16 protein-coding genes and 1 pseudogene are annotated in these 19,708 nt (G+C 40.0%); 4 read left to right on the forward strand and 13 right to left on the reverse strand.

Annotation, left to right across the window (positions count from 1 at the left end; translation table 11 throughout):
• Positions 1-2: 2 nt before the first annotated feature.
• Positions 3-1,019: an efflux RND transporter periplasmic adaptor subunit gene (locus tag H5183_RS00185; RefSeq protein WP_182730593.1), complete on the reverse strand. Its 1,017-nt coding sequence runs from the start codon at positions 1,017-1,019 to the stop codon at positions 3-5.
• Between the two features lie 410 nt (positions 1,020-1,429).
• Between H5183_RS00185 and H5183_RS00190 the strand changes: the two genes are divergently transcribed.
• On the forward strand, positions 1,430-1,771 hold the full coding sequence (locus H5183_RS00190) for a hypothetical protein (protein ID WP_182730594.1): 342 nt from the start codon (positions 1,430-1,432) through the stop codon (positions 1,769-1,771).
• Between the two features lie 95 nt (positions 1,772-1,866).
• On the opposite strand, the pseudogene H5183_RS21905 reads toward H5183_RS00190, so the two are convergent.
• Positions 1,867-1,970: pseudogene (locus tag H5183_RS21905) on the reverse strand (transposase); the annotation flags it as partial.
• 296 nt (positions 1,971-2,266) lie between these two features.
• Here H5183_RS21905 and H5183_RS00195 point away from each other — a divergent pair.
• Positions 2,267-3,334 (forward strand): linear amide C-N hydrolase, encoded by a 1,068-nt coding sequence (locus H5183_RS00195; RefSeq protein ID WP_182730595.1) that lies wholly within the window; start codon positions 2,267-2,269, stop codon positions 3,332-3,334.
• A gap of 567 nt (positions 3,335-3,901) precedes the next feature.
• Here H5183_RS00195 and H5183_RS00200 read toward each other — a convergent pair.
• A complete protein-coding gene (locus tag H5183_RS00200; protein WP_182730596.1) occupies positions 3,902-4,909 on the reverse strand; it encodes a rhodanese-related sulfurtransferase in 1,008 nt (335 codons plus the stop codon).
• 215 nt (positions 4,910-5,124) lie between these two features.
• On the opposite strand from H5183_RS00200, the gene H5183_RS00205 reads away from it, so the two are divergent.
• Both H5183_RS00205 and H5183_RS00210 read left to right on the forward strand, forming a co-directional pair.
• On the forward strand, positions 5,125-6,453 hold the full coding sequence (locus H5183_RS00205) for a DEAD/DEAH box helicase (RefSeq protein WP_145233234.1): 1,329 nt from the start codon (positions 5,125-5,127) through the stop codon (positions 6,451-6,453).
• 2 nt (positions 6,454-6,455) lie between these two features.
• The gene (locus H5183_RS00210; protein WP_182719011.1) at positions 6,456-7,286 is read left to right on the forward strand and encodes a S1 RNA-binding domain-containing protein; all 831 of its coding nucleotides are present in this window, start codon (positions 6,456-6,458) and stop codon (positions 7,284-7,286) included.
• 232 nt (positions 7,287-7,518) lie between these two features.
• On the opposite strand, the gene H5183_RS00215 is transcribed toward H5183_RS00210, so the two are convergent.
• The 10 genes from H5183_RS00215 to gyrA all read right to left on the reverse strand — a co-directional run bounded on the left by H5183_RS00215 (position 7,519) and on the right by gyrA (position 19,604).
• Positions 7,519-8,808, reverse strand: a complete 1,290-nt coding sequence (locus tag H5183_RS00215) for a hypothetical protein (RefSeq protein ID WP_182730597.1) — start codon at positions 8,806-8,808, stop codon at positions 7,519-7,521.
• A 497-nt stretch (positions 8,809-9,305) separates the two neighbouring features.
• Positions 9,306-10,010: an orotidine-5'-phosphate decarboxylase gene (pyrF, locus tag H5183_RS00220; protein ID WP_182730598.1), complete on the reverse strand. Its 705-nt coding sequence runs from the start codon at positions 10,008-10,010 to the stop codon at positions 9,306-9,308.
• Between the two features lie 49 nt (positions 10,011-10,059).
• On the reverse strand, positions 10,060-11,196 hold the full coding sequence (lapB, locus tag H5183_RS00225; protein ID WP_182730599.1) for a lipopolysaccharide assembly protein LapB: 1,137 nt from the start codon (positions 11,194-11,196) through the stop codon (positions 10,060-10,062).
• A gap of 2 nt (positions 11,197-11,198) precedes the next feature.
• Positions 11,199-11,480: a lipopolysaccharide assembly protein LapA domain-containing protein gene (locus H5183_RS00230; protein ID WP_016707217.1), complete on the reverse strand. Its 282-nt coding sequence runs from the start codon at positions 11,478-11,480 to the stop codon at positions 11,199-11,201.
• 21 nt (positions 11,481-11,501) lie between these two features.
• The gene (ihfB, locus tag H5183_RS00235) at positions 11,502-11,789 is read right to left on the reverse strand and encodes an integration host factor subunit beta (RefSeq protein WP_016707218.1); all 288 of its coding nucleotides are present in this window, start codon (positions 11,787-11,789) and stop codon (positions 11,502-11,504) included.
• A 62-nt stretch (positions 11,790-11,851) separates the two neighbouring features.
• The gene (gene rpsA, locus H5183_RS00240) at positions 11,852-13,519 is read right to left on the reverse strand and encodes a 30S ribosomal protein S1 (RefSeq protein ID WP_029216020.1); all 1,668 of its coding nucleotides are present in this window, start codon (positions 13,517-13,519) and stop codon (positions 11,852-11,854) included.
• Between the two features lie 93 nt (positions 13,520-13,612).
• Complete coding sequence (gene cmk, locus H5183_RS00245; RefSeq protein ID WP_149982486.1) at positions 13,613-14,323, reverse strand: (d)CMP kinase; 711 nt, start codon at positions 14,321-14,323, stop codon at positions 13,613-13,615.
• A gap of 107 nt (positions 14,324-14,430) precedes the next feature.
• On the reverse strand, positions 14,431-15,708 hold the full coding sequence (aroA, locus tag H5183_RS00250; protein ID WP_182730600.1) for a 3-phosphoshikimate 1-carboxyvinyltransferase: 1,278 nt from the start codon (positions 15,706-15,708) through the stop codon (positions 14,431-14,433).
• Positions 15,708-16,790 carry a 3-phosphoserine/phosphohydroxythreonine transaminase gene (gene serC / locus H5183_RS00255; protein ID WP_182730601.1) on the reverse strand — a complete coding sequence of 361 codons (1,083 nt, stop codon included), beginning with the start codon at positions 16,788-16,790 and terminating at the stop codon, positions 15,708-15,710. The genes aroA and serC overlap by 1 nt, the downstream gene beginning before the upstream one ends.
• Positions 16,791-16,904: 114 nt before the next feature.
• Entirely contained in the window at positions 16,905-19,604 is a 2,700-nt protein-coding gene (gyrA, locus tag H5183_RS00260; protein WP_145233217.1) for a DNA topoisomerase (ATP-hydrolyzing) subunit A, read from the reverse strand.
• Between the last annotated feature and the right edge of the window lie 104 nt (positions 19,605-19,708).

Below are 19,708 nucleotides of genomic sequence, written 5' to 3' on the forward strand. Positions count from 1 at the left end.
ACCTACTCCTGCGCTGCTGCAAGCGGCTTGATATAATTAAGCTCTTGCGCTGGGCGTAAACGTTGTACGCCTTCAACTACCAAAATATCGCCTTCGTTTAAAGGCCCAGATACGAGCAAACGACCCGCTAAACGTTGCTGAATTTTAACATCAACGCGAGTTGCCTTTTGCTCAACACTTTTCCATACATAGGGGCCAGTTGCCCCCCATAAAAGCGCAGCTTCAGGCACTGCAGCTAAACTCTGCCCTAATACCTCAATATGTACTCTAAAACTCATACCCGGTAAAAATTGTGCTTGTGCATTATCCAGTTTTGCTTTGACACGCAGCGTACGTGTTTGTGGATCAATGCGTGAGTCAAGATAAGCGACTTGCGCATTTATCGCATCGCTTCCTTGCCACGGCATCACAGTCACATTACCGCTAGTTCTAAGCATTGTAATAGCTGACTCTGGTGCATTAAAATTAATGTATAACGAACGAGTATCATCAATACTGGCGATGGCTGTTTGAGTGGTAATTCGATCGCCAACTTCAACATCCGTTAACCCCATGGTGCCACTAAAAGGTGCTCGTACTTGGCGATCTTCTAATTCGGTTTCGGCTTTAGTCACCGCAACCATAGCTAACTCATACACGGTTTTTGCATCATCTAGATCGCTTTTTGGCACCGCGCCTTTAGCATGACTTTGCTGTAAACGTGTTTGTATTCGTTCACTATCTGCAAGTTTTATTTTCGCTTCATTAAGCGCCGCTTTTTGTCTGCGCGAATCGAGCTCTAATAAAATAGCTCCTGCGGTTACCTGATCACCGGGTTTAAAATGCACAGCCGTGACTTTATCCCCCACTGCAGGATAGAGGATAACAGAGCGAATCGCTTCGGCATTACCAACCGCTTGAACTTGCTCTTTTGCACGTTCCATCGCAACAGGTTCAACAATTACGTTAGCAGCAAATGCCGATGGCATTACCGCTGAACAAGTAATAAAAACACTGACTAAAAGAACTCGTAATTTCAAAAAGATCACCTAATTAATTATTATTTCCATTATGGTACGCAGTGTAACAGTGTTTTGATCAATAAAAAGTCTAGTTCGATTAACTGTCAAAACAATACGTTGAAATACCTTTATAGGGGAAAGTAACTAGGGCAGTGTATTTAATGCTAAGAGGCTAACTAGCTATAAATACCCTATACATAAACAGCCTAATTGGTCAGAATAAGGTATTGTCTTAAATTTACTCATAATGGTAGTTTGAGCTTTTAGAACTAAAAATTGTTGAATTTACGGGTTAATAAACCCTGAAAGTGGTCAAAAATATCTAGTTTATTGCTAAGTACTTTTGAGTAAGTGGGCAAACAGGTATAGTATGCAACAATAGTTTTTATTAGGGTCCACTCTGCTAGTTTATATTTAAAAGGACAATTATGTTTAAGCAAAAATTTACCGATATACATGGTATTACACACCAAGAAGCCGTATTTTTGGTCAACCTTATTAACATCAGTGAACAGCTTTCTAAACAACTACAATTCGATCACAGCGGAGAAGTTAGCGTTGAGTCTTACGAACATGGCAATGTTGAATTTTCAGCCGTTTATTGGACATCAGCAAAAGCTAAAGAGGACGGTTGTGAGCCGCTGATTTTTATGTATAAAAAAGATATGTACACACTAGAGCAATGCACTATTGCTGTAGATAACGCTAAAGACATGACACCTGAACAGCTCACCAATGCCGCCGAAGCGCATTTAAAAACATTAATCTAAAGTTAGCATGTATACATGGTGATTTAATAAAAACATCACCGTGTTAACACGCTTATTTAGAACTTAAGATGACACCTATCACAATTATTTACCTAAAAAAGATACTCACCACATAAAAATGCACGACGCACGCCACGGGATACGCAATGGTAATAACCGTATCCACACAATTTATTTGACGTTTCCTTGCAATTGCCATGTATCAACCAGTTTGTATTTTGGACTAATTAAAAATTAATAATATGGAAAATACATACTTTAGAGTGCGTGTTTACTTTTTCCTTTTAAAAATATAAATAAATTCCAATCTCACTAATAACATAGAAAAAATGAGCTAAAATTTAAAGTTTGTATTAATCATCAAATGATGTGGTTTTATCTTTTGTGAACTAATGTCTTATTCCAGATACAGCCTAGGTGCAAGAAAGGTTTATTTGCATAACATTTGCGGTACTTTGTGCAGACTGAGGCATAATTTAAAAAAGGGTCCTAGATATGAAAAAATTTATTGCAACGACTACTAAAATTTTTCTGATTTCTACTATGCTACTAAACGCAAAAGTTAATGCGTGTACTCGCCTTGTTTATCATGGCCCAGATAACACGGTGTTGACCGGTAGAAGTATGGATTTTTCTATTAATATCCCTGCAAATTTATGGATTTTCCCCAAGGGGATTGAGCGTAATGGTGAGGTTGGGCCTAACTCAATTAGATGGCGTTCAAAGTATGGAAGCGTAGTCGCAAGCTCATGGGATATTGCAGCACCTGACGGAATGAATGAAAAAGGACTAGTTGCAAACCTATTATGGTTGGTAGCATCTGAATATCCCAAATTTGATTATGATGGTGAGCGTCCAGGTCTTACTATTGCAGCTTGGGCACAGTACGCGCTAGATAATTTCGCAACTGTTGATGAGGCGGTAAAGTTTTTCGAACAAGAAAAGTTTGCAGTTGTATCAGACTTTATTCCTGACACAGATAAGTTCACGACAGTTCACTTATCATTATCTGATGCAAGCGGAGATAGTGCTATTTTTGAGTACATAAGTGGCAAATTAAAAATACATCATGATCGTTCATATAAAGTGATGACTAATGACCCTGTATATGAACAACAACTTGCTATAAAGAGCTATTGGGATACGGTCTCTGGTCAAGACTTTCTCCCAGGTACTGGTAAAGCCGCCGATCGTTTTGTTCGAGCATCTTATTACTTGAGCGTATTACCACAAACTAGTGACCCTAAAATCGCAGCCGCAAGTGTGTTTAGCGTTGTCCGTAATGTTTCAGTTCCTTATGGAATTGCAATCGAGGGGCAACCTCACTTATCTAACACTCGCTGGAGAGTTGTTGCTGATCAGGGGAATTTAATTTACTACTTTGAAAATGCGCTTACTCCAAATGTTGTTTGGGTAGACTTTAATAAAGTGAACTTTGAAAAAAATGCAGATGTCATGAAGTTGGCATTAGATAAAAACCAGACTTATGCTGGGGAATCCAGTTCTTATTTTATTAAATCAAAACCCTTTAAATTTAAAGGGTTAGATAGTAATCCATATTAAAAATTAGTTTACAGTGTAAGTCCGCAATGATCGATATTAGTTGTGGACTTAATATAGCAAGTTTAAAACCTAGTAAACTGCGAACTAAAGTTTATAACTATTCAGAAATTCTGTGTTGCTCATATATCGTTTAGATCTTAAACGTATCCAATTACTTATATATCCCCCACTGTTGCTGAAAAACTCTAAAAGCTAGGTCAATGCCGCTTTTGGCAACAGTGATGAAATTTGTTCAGCGCAGGCCCGATAACAGTATCTAAATTTCAGGCTCTTTATCTTTAATAGCTTGGTTATTATTATTACTCTTATAAGACGCAACATCCTCCATGTAACTCAAGCGCAAGTTTATTGTTGAAAAAAGCTCTTGTGCTGTACTTGCAGCAAAAAAATTAGATGAGAGCAGCAAAGGTCAAGATGATTCGAAACATAATATCTTACCTTGTGAATTAGGGGGCTGTTATTGTGCAATAAAACCCTAAGGATTAAATTTATTCAATCTTGATTACCATCAAAAAAGCCCCAGACAATGCTGAGGCTTTATAAAACGGTAGTAATAGCTCTACTAAATTACTTTTTACGCTGTGCGTCTTTTTGCGCTTTTTTAGCCTCTTTACGCTTTTGTAAAACGGCTTGTGCTTCGTTGCCAATATGGCCTTCGCCACGAGCTTGCGCTAATTCAATTTGCTTTTGACGCTCAGCAAATCGTTCACGTTGTTCGTCGGTAACATCATCAATACAATGATGACACGAGACACCTTCCATGTACTCTGGTTTGAGTTTTTCGTCTTCAGTGATTGGCATACGACACGCATGACATTGATCATATGAGCCTTTTTGTAGGTCGTGATCGACTGCTACGCGATTATCAAATACAAAGCACTCACCTTCCCACATGGTTTCTTCTTTTGGTACTTCTTCTAGGTATTTTAAAATACCGCCTTCAAGATGGTACACATCTTCAAAACCTTGCTCTTTCATGTAAGCAGTTGATTTTTCACAGCGAATACCACCAGTACAAAACATAGCTACTTTTTTATGTTTGCTCGGATCGAGGTTTTCTTTCGCCCACTGCGGAAACTCGCGGAATGTTTTAGTATTTGGGTCTACTGCGTTTTGAAAAGTACCAATTTCGATTTCATAATCGTTACGGGTATCAACTAAAATAACCTCAGGATCTGAGATCAATGCATTCCAATCTTGTGGTTTTACATAACTGCCAACCACTTTCAGCGGATCAATCCCTTCAACACCCATTGTGACGATTTCTTTTTTTAGTTTTACCTTAGTACGGTAAAAAGGGCATTCATCATCAAATGATTCTTTGCTAACAATGTTATTAAGGTTCGGTTGGCTGTCTAACCAGCTTAAAAGGTTGTCAATGCCTTCACGCTTGGCAGAAACTGTGCCGTTGATACCTTCTGCGGCAATTAATAAAGTACCACGTACTTCATTGGCTTCCATCACATCTAACAATGGTTGGCGTAGGGCTTCGTATTCAGGTAAAGAAACAAACTTATAAAGTGCACATACAACAAAGTGCTCGCTGGTTACATTGTCTTTATGGACAGCAGTCATGGTGATTCCTATTTTGCTTTAGCCGTTATTGGCGGTAACCGAATCGTAAATCCGGCGCATAATACATATTGAGGGCGAGTATTTTACGCTTTTTCTAATTAAATGCAAAAAAAGCAGTGATAATTGGCTTTTTACTGTTAGCCGCACTCGGGACTGCGCTATAATAGCGAAATTATTTATACCCAAACAAATTGCTCATTTTGGAGAAACACACTTTGCATTTTACTGATCTTGGGATTGATACTCGCCTTGAAACACAATTAGCGCATCAAGGGATCACCCAGCCCACTGATATTCAGGCCCATGCAGTGCCCACCGCACTGGCAGGCCATGACATTTTCGCCCAGTCTAAAACTGGGTCGGGCAAAACCTTGGCATTTTTATTACCTGCTGTTCAACGGGTTATGAAACAAAAGGCGCTCAGTAAACGTGATCCTCGTGTGCTTATTGTGGCGCCTACTCGTGAATTGGCGACCCAAGTATTTACCCAACTTCGCCTGCTAATTGCAGGTACTAATATTAAAGCGGTGAAAATATTAGGCGGTGAAAACTTTAATGATCAAATTAAAGCACTGCGTAACGACCCGCAATTTGTTATTGCTACACCGGGTCGTTTAGCCGATCACTTAACTCAGCGTTCATTACAGCTAAGTGGCCTTGAGTTACTTATTTTTGATGAAGCTGACCGTATTTTAGATTTAGGTTTTACTGCACAGTTAAAGATGATCAACGAGCAAGCAGATCATCGCCTGCGCCAAACATTATTGTTTTCAGCGACACTGGATCATGCACAAGTCGATGCGTTATCACGTAATTTACTGAAAAAGCCAAAACAAATTACCCTTAGTGCGGCTAACGAACAACATTCAGATATTAAACAAAGCTTATATTTAGCTGATCACCTTGATCATAAAGAAGCGCTGCTTGAGCATTTTTTAAAGCAAGACGAGGTCGGGCAATGCATTATATTTACAGCGACTCGTACAGATACCAGCCGTTTAAGCGAATCACTTAATGCTAAAGGTTTTAAAGCCCAAGCATTAGCAGGTGATTTAGCCCAAAATAAACGTTTAGATATCATGGACGGCTTTAGCCGTGAAAACTTTAAAATTTTAATAACCACCGATGTTGCCTCTCGTGGTCTTGATTTACTGAGCGTAACTCATGTAATCAATTTTGATTTACCTAAACACGCCGAAGAGTATGTGCATCGTATTGGTCGTACTGGTCGAGCTGGCTTTAAAGGCACCGCTATTTCACTGGTCGGTCCTAAAGATTGGTTAAGCTATAAAGCAATTAAATCATTCTTAAATGATGAACTTGAGTTTCATACCGTTGCAGGGTTAAAAGGTAAGTTTAAAGGTTTACGCGAACCAAAACCTGATGCAACATGGGCTAAAGCACAAGAAAATGTAAAGCCTAAAGTAAAAGCTGTGACTAAACGCAAAGCAAAACCTAAAAAGCCACAAGCGCCAATCAAAGCCCCTCTTAATATTGATGGTGATGCACCAATGCGCCGTCGTAAAAAGCCAGAACAGGAATAATTATGAGTTACCTTGGAACCACCCAAACCCTATTCGTTAACGAAGTAAGTAACGAAGGCGCGTACCTTGATGGTCATGATCTGGGTGAAGTTTTTTTACCAAGCAGTGAAATTAAACATGAGCTAGAAGCTGGCGACAGTGTCAGCGTCTTTATCTTTTTAGATAATGCTAATCTCGCCACTGCAACAACTAAAAAGCCGTTAGCTCAAGTAGGTGAATACGCCCTACTTCGTGTTAAAGAAATCAACAGCATTGGCGCTTTTTTAGATTGGGGGCTTGATAAAGATGTACTGGCACCGTTCAACGAACAAAAGCCAAGAATGCAAGAAGGCTATTCTTATTTAGTACGTTTGTATTTAGATAACGCCAGTGGCCGTATTTGTGCATCAAATAACTTTAATCGTTTTATCAATAAAACGGAGCCTGAGTACGCGCCGCTGCAAGAAGTACAATTGATTGTCGCTGGCAAAACCGATATTGGCTATAAAGTATTAATAGAAGAAGCACATTACGGCGTTATATTTTACAACATGGTGTTTAAAAACATGTTTGTTGGCCAACGCTTAACTGGATTTATTCAAAAAGTACGTGAAGACGGAAAAATTGACGTTATTCTTGAAAAACCAGGTATGGCTAAAGTAAGTGACTTAGGTGAGAAAATAATGGATAGATTAAAATCCGAAGGCGGTGTTATTGCTTTAGGTGATAAATCGGATCCTGAGACAATTAAAAAAGTTTTCTCAACCAGTAAAGCAAATTATAAAAAAGCCATTGGCGGTTTGTTTAAGCAAGGCTTAATTGATATTGAAGCTAAGGCTATTAGGTTGAAATAAGCTACGGGCTACGGGCTACGGGCTAACAAAATATTGTTATATCATAAAAAGAGTAAAGTGAAAGCTTTACTCTTTTTTATTTCATAAGCACCAATGGCAACAATGAGCGTGAAGCTGACGGTCGGGCAAACTCATTTTTGGACAAAAACACGTTAGAGTATTTATTCGGCAACGCGCGTATTTGCGGCTGGTTTGGAGCGCAGCGGAAAATCAGTCCGACAACATGCGTTTATTATGACTTCTTTCCTTCTAAACTGTTCTCTGTTTGCTTTGGCATAAACATCCGTTTTGGTGTTTCATCGAAAAACTCAATATTAAATGACGAAAAACCTCCAGCAGGACGAACTCTAGCCCAAGGGTCTTTCAGTTCATCCTCACTAAAAACGACTGGTATTTCTGGGTCGAATTCAGTGAGATCTATTTCTATATCACTGGGAGAAAGCTCTTTAATCTTATAGCCGTTGGAATAGATGTGAATAGCCTTAATTTTTTCTGCTAAAGATTTATTGCAAAACGGTAATAGCATTGCCTCATCAATATCTCTAAGCGTAAGGCTGTCAGGATTTCTAATTAAGCTGTCCTTACTATATTGAATGGGAATAAACTCTACATGATCCATGCCTATGCTAGAAGACGAACCCACTTTAGTATATTCCTGTTCTTCGTCTTCAATGTCTATAATTTGCTCCCATTGCCCACCACCAATACCATATTTAATACCGCTTTCTTGCTCTGTGAAATCCGCTGCAACATCTTCCATCATTCGATTTGATCTATCTGTGCGGCCAAATAGTACTGAAAGGATCTTGTTTTTTGGTTCTTTTAAGTACAGGAAGCAAAAGAGTCTAAAATGTCCGATCTCTTCAGCGGCATACTTTTGGTTAAGCTCAATAGATAAAGTCAAATGAGATAAAGTACTTGAAGCTTCTTGGAAGAACAAAATTCGATTCAATGTATTTTCAACTCTTTGAAATCCAGTTGATATTACAGATTGAATATCATCACCCCACTTGGCAAAAAAGCTCGCTTGCTCTTCCTCGGACAAGGGAATATTTAAATGCTGAAATCTAATTGAAAACCCGTCTGGGCTATCAAGGGATATTCTTATTCTTTCCCTATCAATAATTTCACAATGAATCATTCCATGCGCTTTGGCTTTATCTATCAGCTGGTTTTTTTCGCCTATTGTTAGATTTATGTTTGTAAAAAACACAAATACCTCTGGCTTTTTATCAGCAGACAAAGCGCTGTTTAAGTCTTCCTTAAATTTTTCAGTAATGGTTTTCTTTTGCTCCTTAGAGTCATTTGCTTGATTCACAAATCCCACAGCACCAAACGCAACATGATCATTGCGATAAATGGCTTCTATATCACGACCACCGTCGGGTCCACCACGGGGATGTCTTGGGCGAACATCAGAAAATCTATTATCTAATGCAAGAACTGATCGACACAATTGTTCTCGACTTAGCTGATTTGTATCTAAATAGTTCTTTATTCTTTGATCAGTCTCGTAGCTCAATAGATAATCCCTGCCTTTTAGTCATAACATTTTATAGTGAGCACACCGCGTATCTTTCTGCCGATGTTACGCGCATGTATTAATAGATCTATTTTTAACAAATAACGTAATGCATTGCCAACTATAATATTTTTAATGACACTAAAAGTATTCAGAAAAAGAAAATGCGCTCGTCGTCCATTTTCTTGAATATGGGAGCACAATAAAACCGTATATTAATGCAGTTACTCATATCATCACCAACATAAAAGTTAGTGGAATATCAGATTATGGAGTAGAACCAATATCATTAGATGAATAAGACTGTATCTGATAGCTCAAAGCGACCTATAGAGTAATTACGTTAACTCATCTTGGGGCAAAAGTAAGTTAGAGCCTCACATTCGAAAATGACACATTCCAGACTATTCATCGCCAAGTTATTAAGTTTGTATACCTAGAAACAAAAAGAGCAAAGTAAATACTTTGCTCTTTGTACTCTTAAAAATAACGCTTGTTTATTTTATCGAGTCATTAATTTCTTTAAGAACCGCAACAGGGTCTGCGGCTTGCGTAATTGGGCGGCCAACAACTAAATAATCGCTGCCATCTTCAATCGCTTGTTTAGGTGTCATGATACGTTTTTGATCTCCTGCATCACTGCCTGCAGGGCGAATACCTGGGGTCACTAGTTTAAAATCTTCACCTAGCTCTGCTTTTAATTTTTTCGCTTCTTGCGCTGAGCACACTACCCCGTCAAGGCCTGACTCTTTAGCAAGTTTTGCTAAATAGATAACTTGCTCTGCAGGCGTTTTTTCAACACCTAAACGCTTTAGTTCGTTTTCATCCATACTGGTTAAAACGGTAACGGCAATTAATAATGGCGCTTTATCACCAAATTGCTCAAGCGCTTGTTTGGCTTTAGTCATCATTTCAACACCGCCACTGGCGTGAACATTAACCATCCAAACACCCATTTTGGCAGCTGCGGTAACCGCTTTGGCAACCGTATTTGGAATATCATGAAACTTTAAATCTAAGAATACGTCAAAGCCAAGGTCAATTAATTCTTTTACAAAAGCAGGTCCAAAATAGGTAAACATTTCTTTGCCTACTTTTAAACGACATGTATCAGGCGATAATTGCTTTACAAAGTTTAAAGCGGTTTGCTGATCATCGTAATCGAGGGCGATAAGAACTTTTTTTGAATGTTCGAGAGACATAACTTTCCTAAAACTGATTGTAGAAGTAAGTGAATATTTTTATAGAAAACTAAAAACCGTCTAAACCACGGCTCGGTACTATGGTTTCCCAATGTTTGCACGAAGGACAAACCCAATAAATTGTATGACTGGTAAAGCCACAGTGTTGGCACTGAAAATCTGGCTTGGTCGCAATATAAGATGTGACCAGTTTATCTATTTGGTCTAGTACATCTTTAATATCATTATTTTGTTTTGCTAATAGCTGTAATAAAAAACTAAAGCCACGAATTGTCGGCTGACGTTTTAAACTATCAGTTAAAAATTTAATTGCTTGTTCGGTATGCCCTTGCTCAAGTAATGCTTGGCAATGTTTTATTTTTATTAGCACCCCACCCTTATCAAGTAGCTGCTGTAATAATTCATGAAATTGGTGGGTTAGGTTTAATTGCTCATAACTGTGAGCTAAATCATCTATAAACAAGGGAGCAAAAAAAGTGAAACTACAGATCAGCTCACGCCAATAATAAATTGCTTTTACGTAATCTTCTTTTGCAAATGCTGACTTACCAAGTTCATATAATGGGCGGATCGCTTTATGATTTAGGCTAATGGCTTTGCGCATAATTTGCGGGTCATTTTCGATTAATGCCGCTTCACAATAAAAGTTAGCTATGGCCTTGAAGTGTTGCGGCTTTGAAAATAAATCACTGTGTGCTTCAAACATATTGATACCTTTTTCCCATTCACGCGTTTGTGAATATAGATTAAGGATCGGCTCTAATGCATCACTGTGGTTGGCTTTGACTAACCACACTAAATGTTCTTCGGCGCCATCAAGCAAACCCGCCATAATATAATCTTCAGCAAGTTCAAGGCGACTAGCAGCAGCTTGTTGTTCATTAAGGCTTGGATGTTTGAGCAGTAATTCGTGGATTTTTATTGCACGATCTAATTCACCTCGGCGGCGAAACATCGTTGCTAATGTAGAATAATGTTCAACAGAGTCAGCGGCGACTTCAAGCAAGTTGATTAAGTGCTCAAGGCCTTGATCTTCCTCTCTGTCGAGTAAAAACTTTAAGCCTTTACTGTATTCAGATGTGATCTGACGATTAAGTTGATGAGCTTGGTTTTTAGCGCTATTTTTACCCATGATCCAGCCATAACCAGCCGCAACAGGTAAAAGTAAAAACAAAAGCTCAATCATAGTTAGGTGTCTTTATTAGCAACAAGCTTATTATTATCTTTTTCAGGCGCTAATTTTTTTTTCAAACGATAGTTTTGCCACTTTAATTGCGAAAACAATTTAAAGCTAATAAAACAACCAATTGCGACACCTAAAGCAAAGCAGATACTTATTATCATTGCGAGGGGTAAAGTATTGCTGGCAATAATATAATTTATTTGCACTAACTGTGGATTTTGCGAACCAAGTACAAATGCAAAAATTAAGCATATTGCTACCAGGATAATTTTTAATACCCTAAACAAGTAACTACTCCAACTAAGTAACTAGGCAATGCTCGCGTTTACGCGATCTCTTAACTCTTTGCCTGGTTTAAAATGTGGTACGTGCTTACCTTCTAACTCAACCGTGTCGCCAGTCTTTGGATTACGACCTGTGCGAGGTGAACGAAAGTGTAATGAGAAACTACCAAAGCCACGGATCTCAATACGATCTGAGCTTGATAATGAGCCGGCCATTTGTTCAAGAATTTCTTTAACAGCATTCTCAACATCTTTCACAGGTACATGCGCGTGTTGCTCGGCTAATTGTTCTATCAATTCTGACTTAGTCATAACGTTTCCTTAAAAAGAGATAAAGGAAGGGCAACACTGCCCTTCCAATTAAGACTGATTAATTAGTCTTTTTGTGCATTTGCGAATGCAGCTGCCATTGCGTTTTCGAACACTGGCTCTTCTTTCTTAAGCTTTTCTAGTACTTCTTTCTCTTCTGCTTCGAAAAGAGCTTTAACTGAAAGGCTTAAAGTGCGGTTCTTACGATCAACACCAACATATTTCACTTCAATTTCGTCGCCTACAGAAACAACAGTAGTTGCATCTTCAACGCGCTCTTGAGCGATATCAGCTACACGGATGTAACCTTCAACGCCTTCGATAAGTTCAACAGTTGCGCCTTTCGCATCAACTTCTGTCACTTTACCTTTAACAATAGCACCTTTTTTGTTTGCATCAAGGTAGTTATTGAATGGGTCAGCTTCGATTTGCTTAACACCTAGAGAGATACGTTCACGCTCTGGGTCAACTTGCAATACGATAGCAGTGATTTCGTCGCCTTTCTTGAATTCACGTACAGCGTCTTCGCCAGGTGTATTCCAAGAAATGTCTGAAAGGTGTACAAGACCGTCAATACCACCGTCAAGACCGATAAAGATACCGAAGTCAGTGATTGATTTGATCTTACCAGTAACTTGATCGCCTTTGTTTTGTAGACGAGCAAATTCTTGCCAAGGATTAGCAATACATTGCTTAAGACCAAGTGAAATACGACGACGTTCTTCGTCGATTTCAAGAACCATAACTTCAACAGTGTCGCCTAAGCTAACAACTTTAGAAGGATGGATGTTCTTGTTAGTCCAATCCATTTCAGAAACGTGTACTAGACCTTCAACGCCTTCTTCGATTTCTACGAAGCAACCGTAATCTGTAAGGTTAGTTACACGACCAGAAAGTTTAGAACCTTCTGGGTAACGACCAGCGATAGCTGCCCATGGATCTTCACCAAGCTGTTTAAGGCCTAGAGATACACGAGTTTTATCTTTGTCGAATTTAAGAACTTTAACTGCGATTTCGTCGCCAACATTAACGATTTCTGAAGGGTGCTTAACACGCTTCCACGCCATATCAGTAATGTGTAGTAGACCATCAACACCACCAAGGTCAACGAATGCACCGTAGTCAGTAAGGTTCTTAACGATACCTTTAACTTCTTGACCTTCAACAAGGTTAGCAAGAAGCTCTTCACGTTCTTGTGAGTTTTCAGATTCGATAACTGCACGACGTGAAACAACAACGTTGTTACGTTTTTGATCAAGCTTGATTACTTTAAATTCAAGCTCTTTGCCTTCAAGGTGAGTTGTGTCACGTACTGGACGAACATCAACAAGTGAACCAGGTAGGAAAGCACGGATTGAATCAACTTCAACAGTGAAACCGCCTTTAACTTTACCGTTGATAACACCAGTAACAGTCTCTTGCTCTTCACATGCTTTCTCAAGACGGATCCACGCTTCGTGACGCTTCGCTTTCTCACGAGAAAGGATAGTTTCACCGAAACCGTCTTCAATTGCATCTAGTGCAACATCTACTTCGTCGCCAACAGCAACTTCTAGTTCACCAGCAGCATTTTTGAACTGCTCTGCAGGGATAGCACTTTCTGATTTAAGACCAGCATCTACAAGTACAATGTTGTTCTCGATTGAGATTACTGTACCTTTAACGATAGAGCCTTGCTCTGCTTCAAAACCCTTTAAGCTTTCTTCAAATAACTGCGCAAAATTTTCTGACATACGAATATACGTCTCATATATTAATACCAATAAGCAACCATGCTGCATGGGGTTGTTAAAATAGCACTGGCATCCTGCTGGCGCATAAATAGTTTATCGTCGTTTTGGAAGTTTACCTTCGACGATCGCTGCATCTAATAAAGTCATAACCTTATCAAACACTTGCTGTGCATTAAGCTCGCTAGTATCGAGTTCAATAGCATCGTCAGCTGGTACAAGCGGCGCAACAGCACGATTCATATCGCGGTCATCACGTGCTTGAATATCTTCTAATAGACCACTTAGTGTAACATCAAGACCGCGTTCATTCAACTCAACAAAACGTCGGCGCGCGCGTTCTTCTGCACTAGCGGTTAAATAAATTTTTAATGGAGCATCTTGGAACACCACAGTGCCCATATCGCGGCCATCGGCTATTAGCCCATTTTCAGTTCGAAATGCACGTTGGCGCCGTAATAATGCTTCTCTAACGCGCGGTAAGGCTGCTACTTTTGAAGCGGCAGCTCCTACTTCTTCATTTCGAATTGTTGTTGATACATCTTCACCTTCCAGAATAACCTTTCCAGCGTTAGTTTGACTATCAACTAAAAACTGCACATCTAAGTTAGCAGCTAAAGGCACCAATGCCTCTTCGTTGTCTAGTGCAATTTGGTGATGAAGTGCTGCTAGTGCTAATACGCGATAAATCGCGCCACTATCCAGTACATCCCACCCTAATTTATCGGCTAACAAGCGACAAACAGTTCCTTTACCTGAACCACTTGGGCCATCAACGGTGATCACGGGCATTAATAACGCCTGCATTTAAACCTCCTGCAATGCACACCAAAATAAAACTGCGACATTATACGTTACTTAATTAAATATATCCGCTTTTTGTATGTAACTTTTTATATTTCAACTTTAGTCATTTATTGACTAACCGATGCTAGTACATTGAAAAATGTTGGAAATGTCTTGTATGTACACTTAGGATCATTGATAGTTATTGGCTTGCCGCCTACCGCTACCATGGCAAAACACATCGCAATACGGTGGTCGTCATAGGTATCAATCGCCACATCGTTAAAGTGTTTTGGCGGTGTTATTTCGATGAAATCTTCACCTTCAACTACCTCAGCGCCCACTTTACGCAGCTCCGTCGCCATTGCATGTAAGCGATCAGTTTCTTTTACGCGCCAGTTATAGATATTACGAATAGCGGTTGGACCATCTGCAAATAACGCCACTGTCGCAAGGGTCATCGCCGCATCAGGAATAGCATTGGCATCGATATCAACACCTTTTAATTCGCCTTTACGTACCACTAAGCGCTCGTCATACCAATCTATTTTAGCACCGACCTGCTCCATCACTTTTGCAAAGCCAATATCGCCTTGCACAGATTTTGCGCCTACGCCTTTGATCTCTATTTCACCACCGGCAATTGCCGCCGCAGCGACAAAGTAAGATGCACTTGATGCATCCCCTTCAACCATAATACGCTCAACAGCTTGGTATTGCTGCGCACCTTTTACAGTAAAGGTTTTATAGTTATCGTGAGTTACCGATATGCCAAAGCGAGCCATTACATCTAAGGTAATATCAATATACGGTTTAGATACCAGCGTACCCTTAATTGTAATGCACGTATCGCCATTAAATAACGGCGCAGCCATTAATAATGCGGTAAGAAATTGGCTCGAAATACTGCCATCAATTGCAACGTTGCCGCCATTAATTTGCCCACCAACAATTTTAAGTGGCGGATAGTCTTTATTTTTTAAATAACTAACATCCCCACCGAGCGCTTGTAATGCATCAACTAGGTGACCAATTGGACGTTCCTCCATACGTGGCTCGCCAATTAGTTCATAGTTTCCCTTCACCGCTGCTAATACCGCAGTCAGTGGACGATACGCGGTGCCTGCATTACCTAAAAACAATGGCTCAGCTGGAGTTAAAAACTGCCCGCCAACACCTTTTACAGTGGCTACAGTTTTATCATCATTAAGACTGACATCAACGCCCAATAATTTTAATGCACCAAGCATATGGCGAATATCATCACTGTCTAATAAATTTTCTACAACCGTTGTGCCTTGCGCAAGTGCCGCTAACAGTAAAATACGATTTGATAAACTTTTTGAGCCAGGTAAGGTAACACTGCCATTTACTAGATTGATTGGCTCTAAGCGTAACTGCTCCATTAACTGTGCTCCTTGGCAAATTTCGCCATAAAGTCAACTAACGCTTGTACACCGGCAAGTGGCATGGCGTTGTAAATACTCGCACGCATACCGCCAACAATACGGTGACCTTCAAGTGCAAGTAAGCCAGCTTCTTTTGCTTGAGCTAAAAACTGTGCATTTAAGCTTTCATCATTGAGCCAAAAAGGCACATTCATACGTGAACGACAATGCTTAGCAACCTTATTGCTATAAAATGGCGATTCATCAATAAAGCCATACAGCAGTTCGGCTTTTGCTATATTTTGCTGTTCCATGGCTTTAACACCACCGTTTTGCTCAAGCCAGTCAAATACTTCTGCCGCTAAATACCAAGCAAACGTAGGTGGCGTGTTATACATGCTGCCTTGTTTTACTTCGAGTGCGTAATCAAATATACCTGGCTTTGCAACCCCTTCACGCTCAAGCAACGTTTTACGAATAATCACAATGGCAAGGCCTGATGGACCAATATTCTTTTGTGCACCAGCGTAAATTAAATCAAACTGATCAACATCAAATTCACGCGATAAAATAGTTGATGACATGTCTGCAACGATCGGCGCTGTTGGGTGACTTGGTACATCAAACACTTCAATGCCATCAATGGTTTCATTTGGGCAATAGTGGATGTATGAAGGATCGGCTGGAAATTGCCACTCACTAACTGGTTTGATAGAAAATTGCTCATTTGTGTCATTACGGACATCAAGCTCAGTGACGGTAGTAAATTTAACCGCTTCGTCAACCGCACCTTTAGACCACACACCATTTTCACAATATACGGCGTCTTTACCTGCTTGGTGCAGGTTCAGTGGCACTGCAGCAAATTGGCCTCGACCACCGCCATGCATAAACAGCACTTCAAATTCATCGCTGATATTCATTAACCGGCGTAAGCTTGCTTCACATTGTGCCGTTAATGCTAAAAATTCTTTACTACGGTGACTGATCTCCATCACCGATACACCTAAATCTTGCCAATCAAGAAATTCTTTTTGTGCTTTTTCCATCACAGCTGGCGGTAACATTGCAGGCCCAGCACAAAAATTATATATACTCATTACCTTTCCTCATTCCAGTAATTTAACAATTGTTTTTAATTGCTAATTTTAACAATTAATTTTTTTGATTTTTATAGTAAAAAAAAGCGGCCGAAGCCGCTTTAATGATTAATGTTATGCCTCTGGAGGATTATCCCCAGCGTCATCATTAACAGTGTCGACTAGTTCAACGCTTTCACCTTCGATAATAGCGTTAAGCTCATCGATTTCGATCTCTTCGATACGTTGTAAACCAACTACTTGCTCTTCGTCAATAGTTCTTATCAAAATAACACCTTGGGTATTTCGCCCAACGGTAGAAACTTCATTAACGCGAGTTCGCACCAGAGTACCTCTATTAGAGATAATCATGATTTCATCGTTATCGTCAACTTGTACAGCACCAACTACAGCACCGTTACGCTCACTTACTTTGATTGATACCACACCTTGAGTCGCACGACTCTTAGCAGGGTAGTCACTGAGCAATGTACGCTTACCGTAGCCGTTTTCTGTCACGGTTAAGATAGCACCATTCGTCTTAGGTACAATTAATGATACAACACGTTGGCCTTCAGCCATCTTAATACCACGAACACCTGTTGCAGTTCGGCCCATCTGACGAACACCCTTGAACTTGATTTCCGGGTTACCGTTTTCATCAAGTACTGGGTTGCCGTTTTCATCTAAAACAGGTGATTCTTCGGCTTCTTTAAAGCGAACAACTTTACCAGCATCAGTAAACAACATGATTTCGTTGCTACCATCAGTGATATCGACACCAATCAAGCTATCACCGTCGTTTAAGTTAACGGCAATAATACCGCTAGCACGTTGACGGCTATACGCAGTCAATGGTGTTTTCTTCACGGTACCAAATGCAGTTGCCATAAAGATGTATTTATTTTCTTCATACTCACGTACTGGCAAGATAGCCGTAATACGTTCGTCTGCTTCAAGCGGCAATAAGTTTACAATTGGCTTACCACGGGCTGCACGACTGGCAAGTGGTAATTGATACACTTTAAGCCAATATAAGCGACCCGCCGTTGAGAAACAAAGAATCGTGTCGTGAGTATTAGCAACTAGTAGACGTTCAATGAAATCTTCATCTTTCATCTTGGTTGCTGATTTACCTTTACCACCACGGCGCTGTGCTTCGTAATCAGACAATGGCTGATACTTCACATACCCTTCGTGAGATAGGGTTACTACTACGTCTTCTTCTGTGATCAAGTCTTCAAGACTAATATCATGAGCCGCAGCATTAATTTCAGTACGACGTTCGTCGCCGTATTGCTCTTTAATTTCAACTAACTCATCGCGAATAACTTCCATTAAACGCTCAGGATTAGCAAGAATATATAAAAGCTCGGCAATTAAATCTAATAACGTTTGGTATTCGCTTAGAATCTTTTCATGTTCAAGACCAGTAAGCTTGTGTAAGCGTAAATCTAGAATTGCTTGGGCTTGTTGCTCAGAAATATAATACTGACCATCACGAATGCCTAAGTCATCCGCTAACCAATCTGGACGGGCAACATTTGCCTCACCGGCTTTTTCAAGCATGGCTTTCACATTACCTAATTCCCACGGACGGCTAGCAAGTGCTACTTTAGCTTCAGCTGGCGTTGGTGAGTTACGAATAAGCTCGATAATTGGGTCAATGTTAGCAAGTGCAATTGCTAAGCCTTCAAGCATGTGTGCACGATCGCGGGCTTTACGTAGGTCAAATACCGTACGACGGGTCACTACTTCACGACGGTGAATGATGAATTCTTCAAGCATTTCCTTTAAGTTGAAACACTTAGGCTGGTTATTGATCAACGCAACCATGTTCATACCAAACACAGTTTGTAACTGAGTTTGTGCATAAAGGTTGTTTAAGATCACTTCGCCTACGTCACCACGTTTGATCTCGATAACGATACGCATACCGTCTTTATCTGATTCATCACGTAATGCACTAATGCCTTCAATCTTCTTATCTTTAACAAGCTCAGCAATCTTTTCGATTAAGCGGGCTTTATTTACTTGATAAGGGATCTCGTGAACGATGATCGTTTCACGATGGGTTTTTTCGTCAACTTCAATTTCCGCACGTGCACGCATGTACACTTTGCCACGGCCAGTTAAATAGGCTTGTTCAATGCCTTTTTTACCGTTGATAATTGCCGCAGTTGGAAAATCTGGGCCCGGAATATAATCCATTAGTTCATGAATGGTTAATTCAGGGTTTTGAATAAGTGCTAAACAGCCATTCACAACTTCAGTTAAGTTATGAGGAGGAATGTTCGTCGCCATACCTACCGCAATACCCGATGAACCGTTCACTAATAAGTTAGGAACTTTGGTCGGTAATACGTCAGGAATTTGCTCTGTACCATCATAGTTAGGTACAAAATCAACAGTCTCTTTTTCAAGATCAGCCAAAAGCTCATGAGACATTTTCGCCATACGGACTTCGGTATAACGCATTGCTGCTGCTGAGTCACCATCAACTGAACCAAAGTTACCTTGGCCGTCAACTAACATATAACGTAAAGAGAATGGCTGGGCCATACGTACGATTGTGTCATACACCGCACTGTCGCCATGGGGATGGTATTTACCAATTACATCACCAACCACACGGGCTGATTTTTTGTAAGGCTTATTCCAATCATTATTAAGCTCGTTCATAGCAAACAAAACGCGGCGGTGAACAGGTTTTAAACCATCACGTACGTCTGGTAGTGCTCGTCCTACAATTACGCTCATTGCGTAATCTAAATAGGAGTTTTTTAACTCGTCTTCAATATTGACTGGCAGAATTTCATTGGCGAAATCAGTCATTTGATATCACATTCCTTCAGTATTGACCCACGAAAGTGCCACATATGGGCGCTTGCGGGGATTTAGTTATTATTACCAAGTCATGCTACCACAATTAATTTAGA

The sequence above is a fragment of the Pseudoalteromonas sp. SR44-8 genome (assembly GCF_014163635.1).
In the GTDB taxonomy this organism is placed as follows: Bacteria; Pseudomonadota; Gammaproteobacteria; order Enterobacterales; family Alteromonadaceae; genus Pseudoalteromonas; species Pseudoalteromonas rhizosphaerae.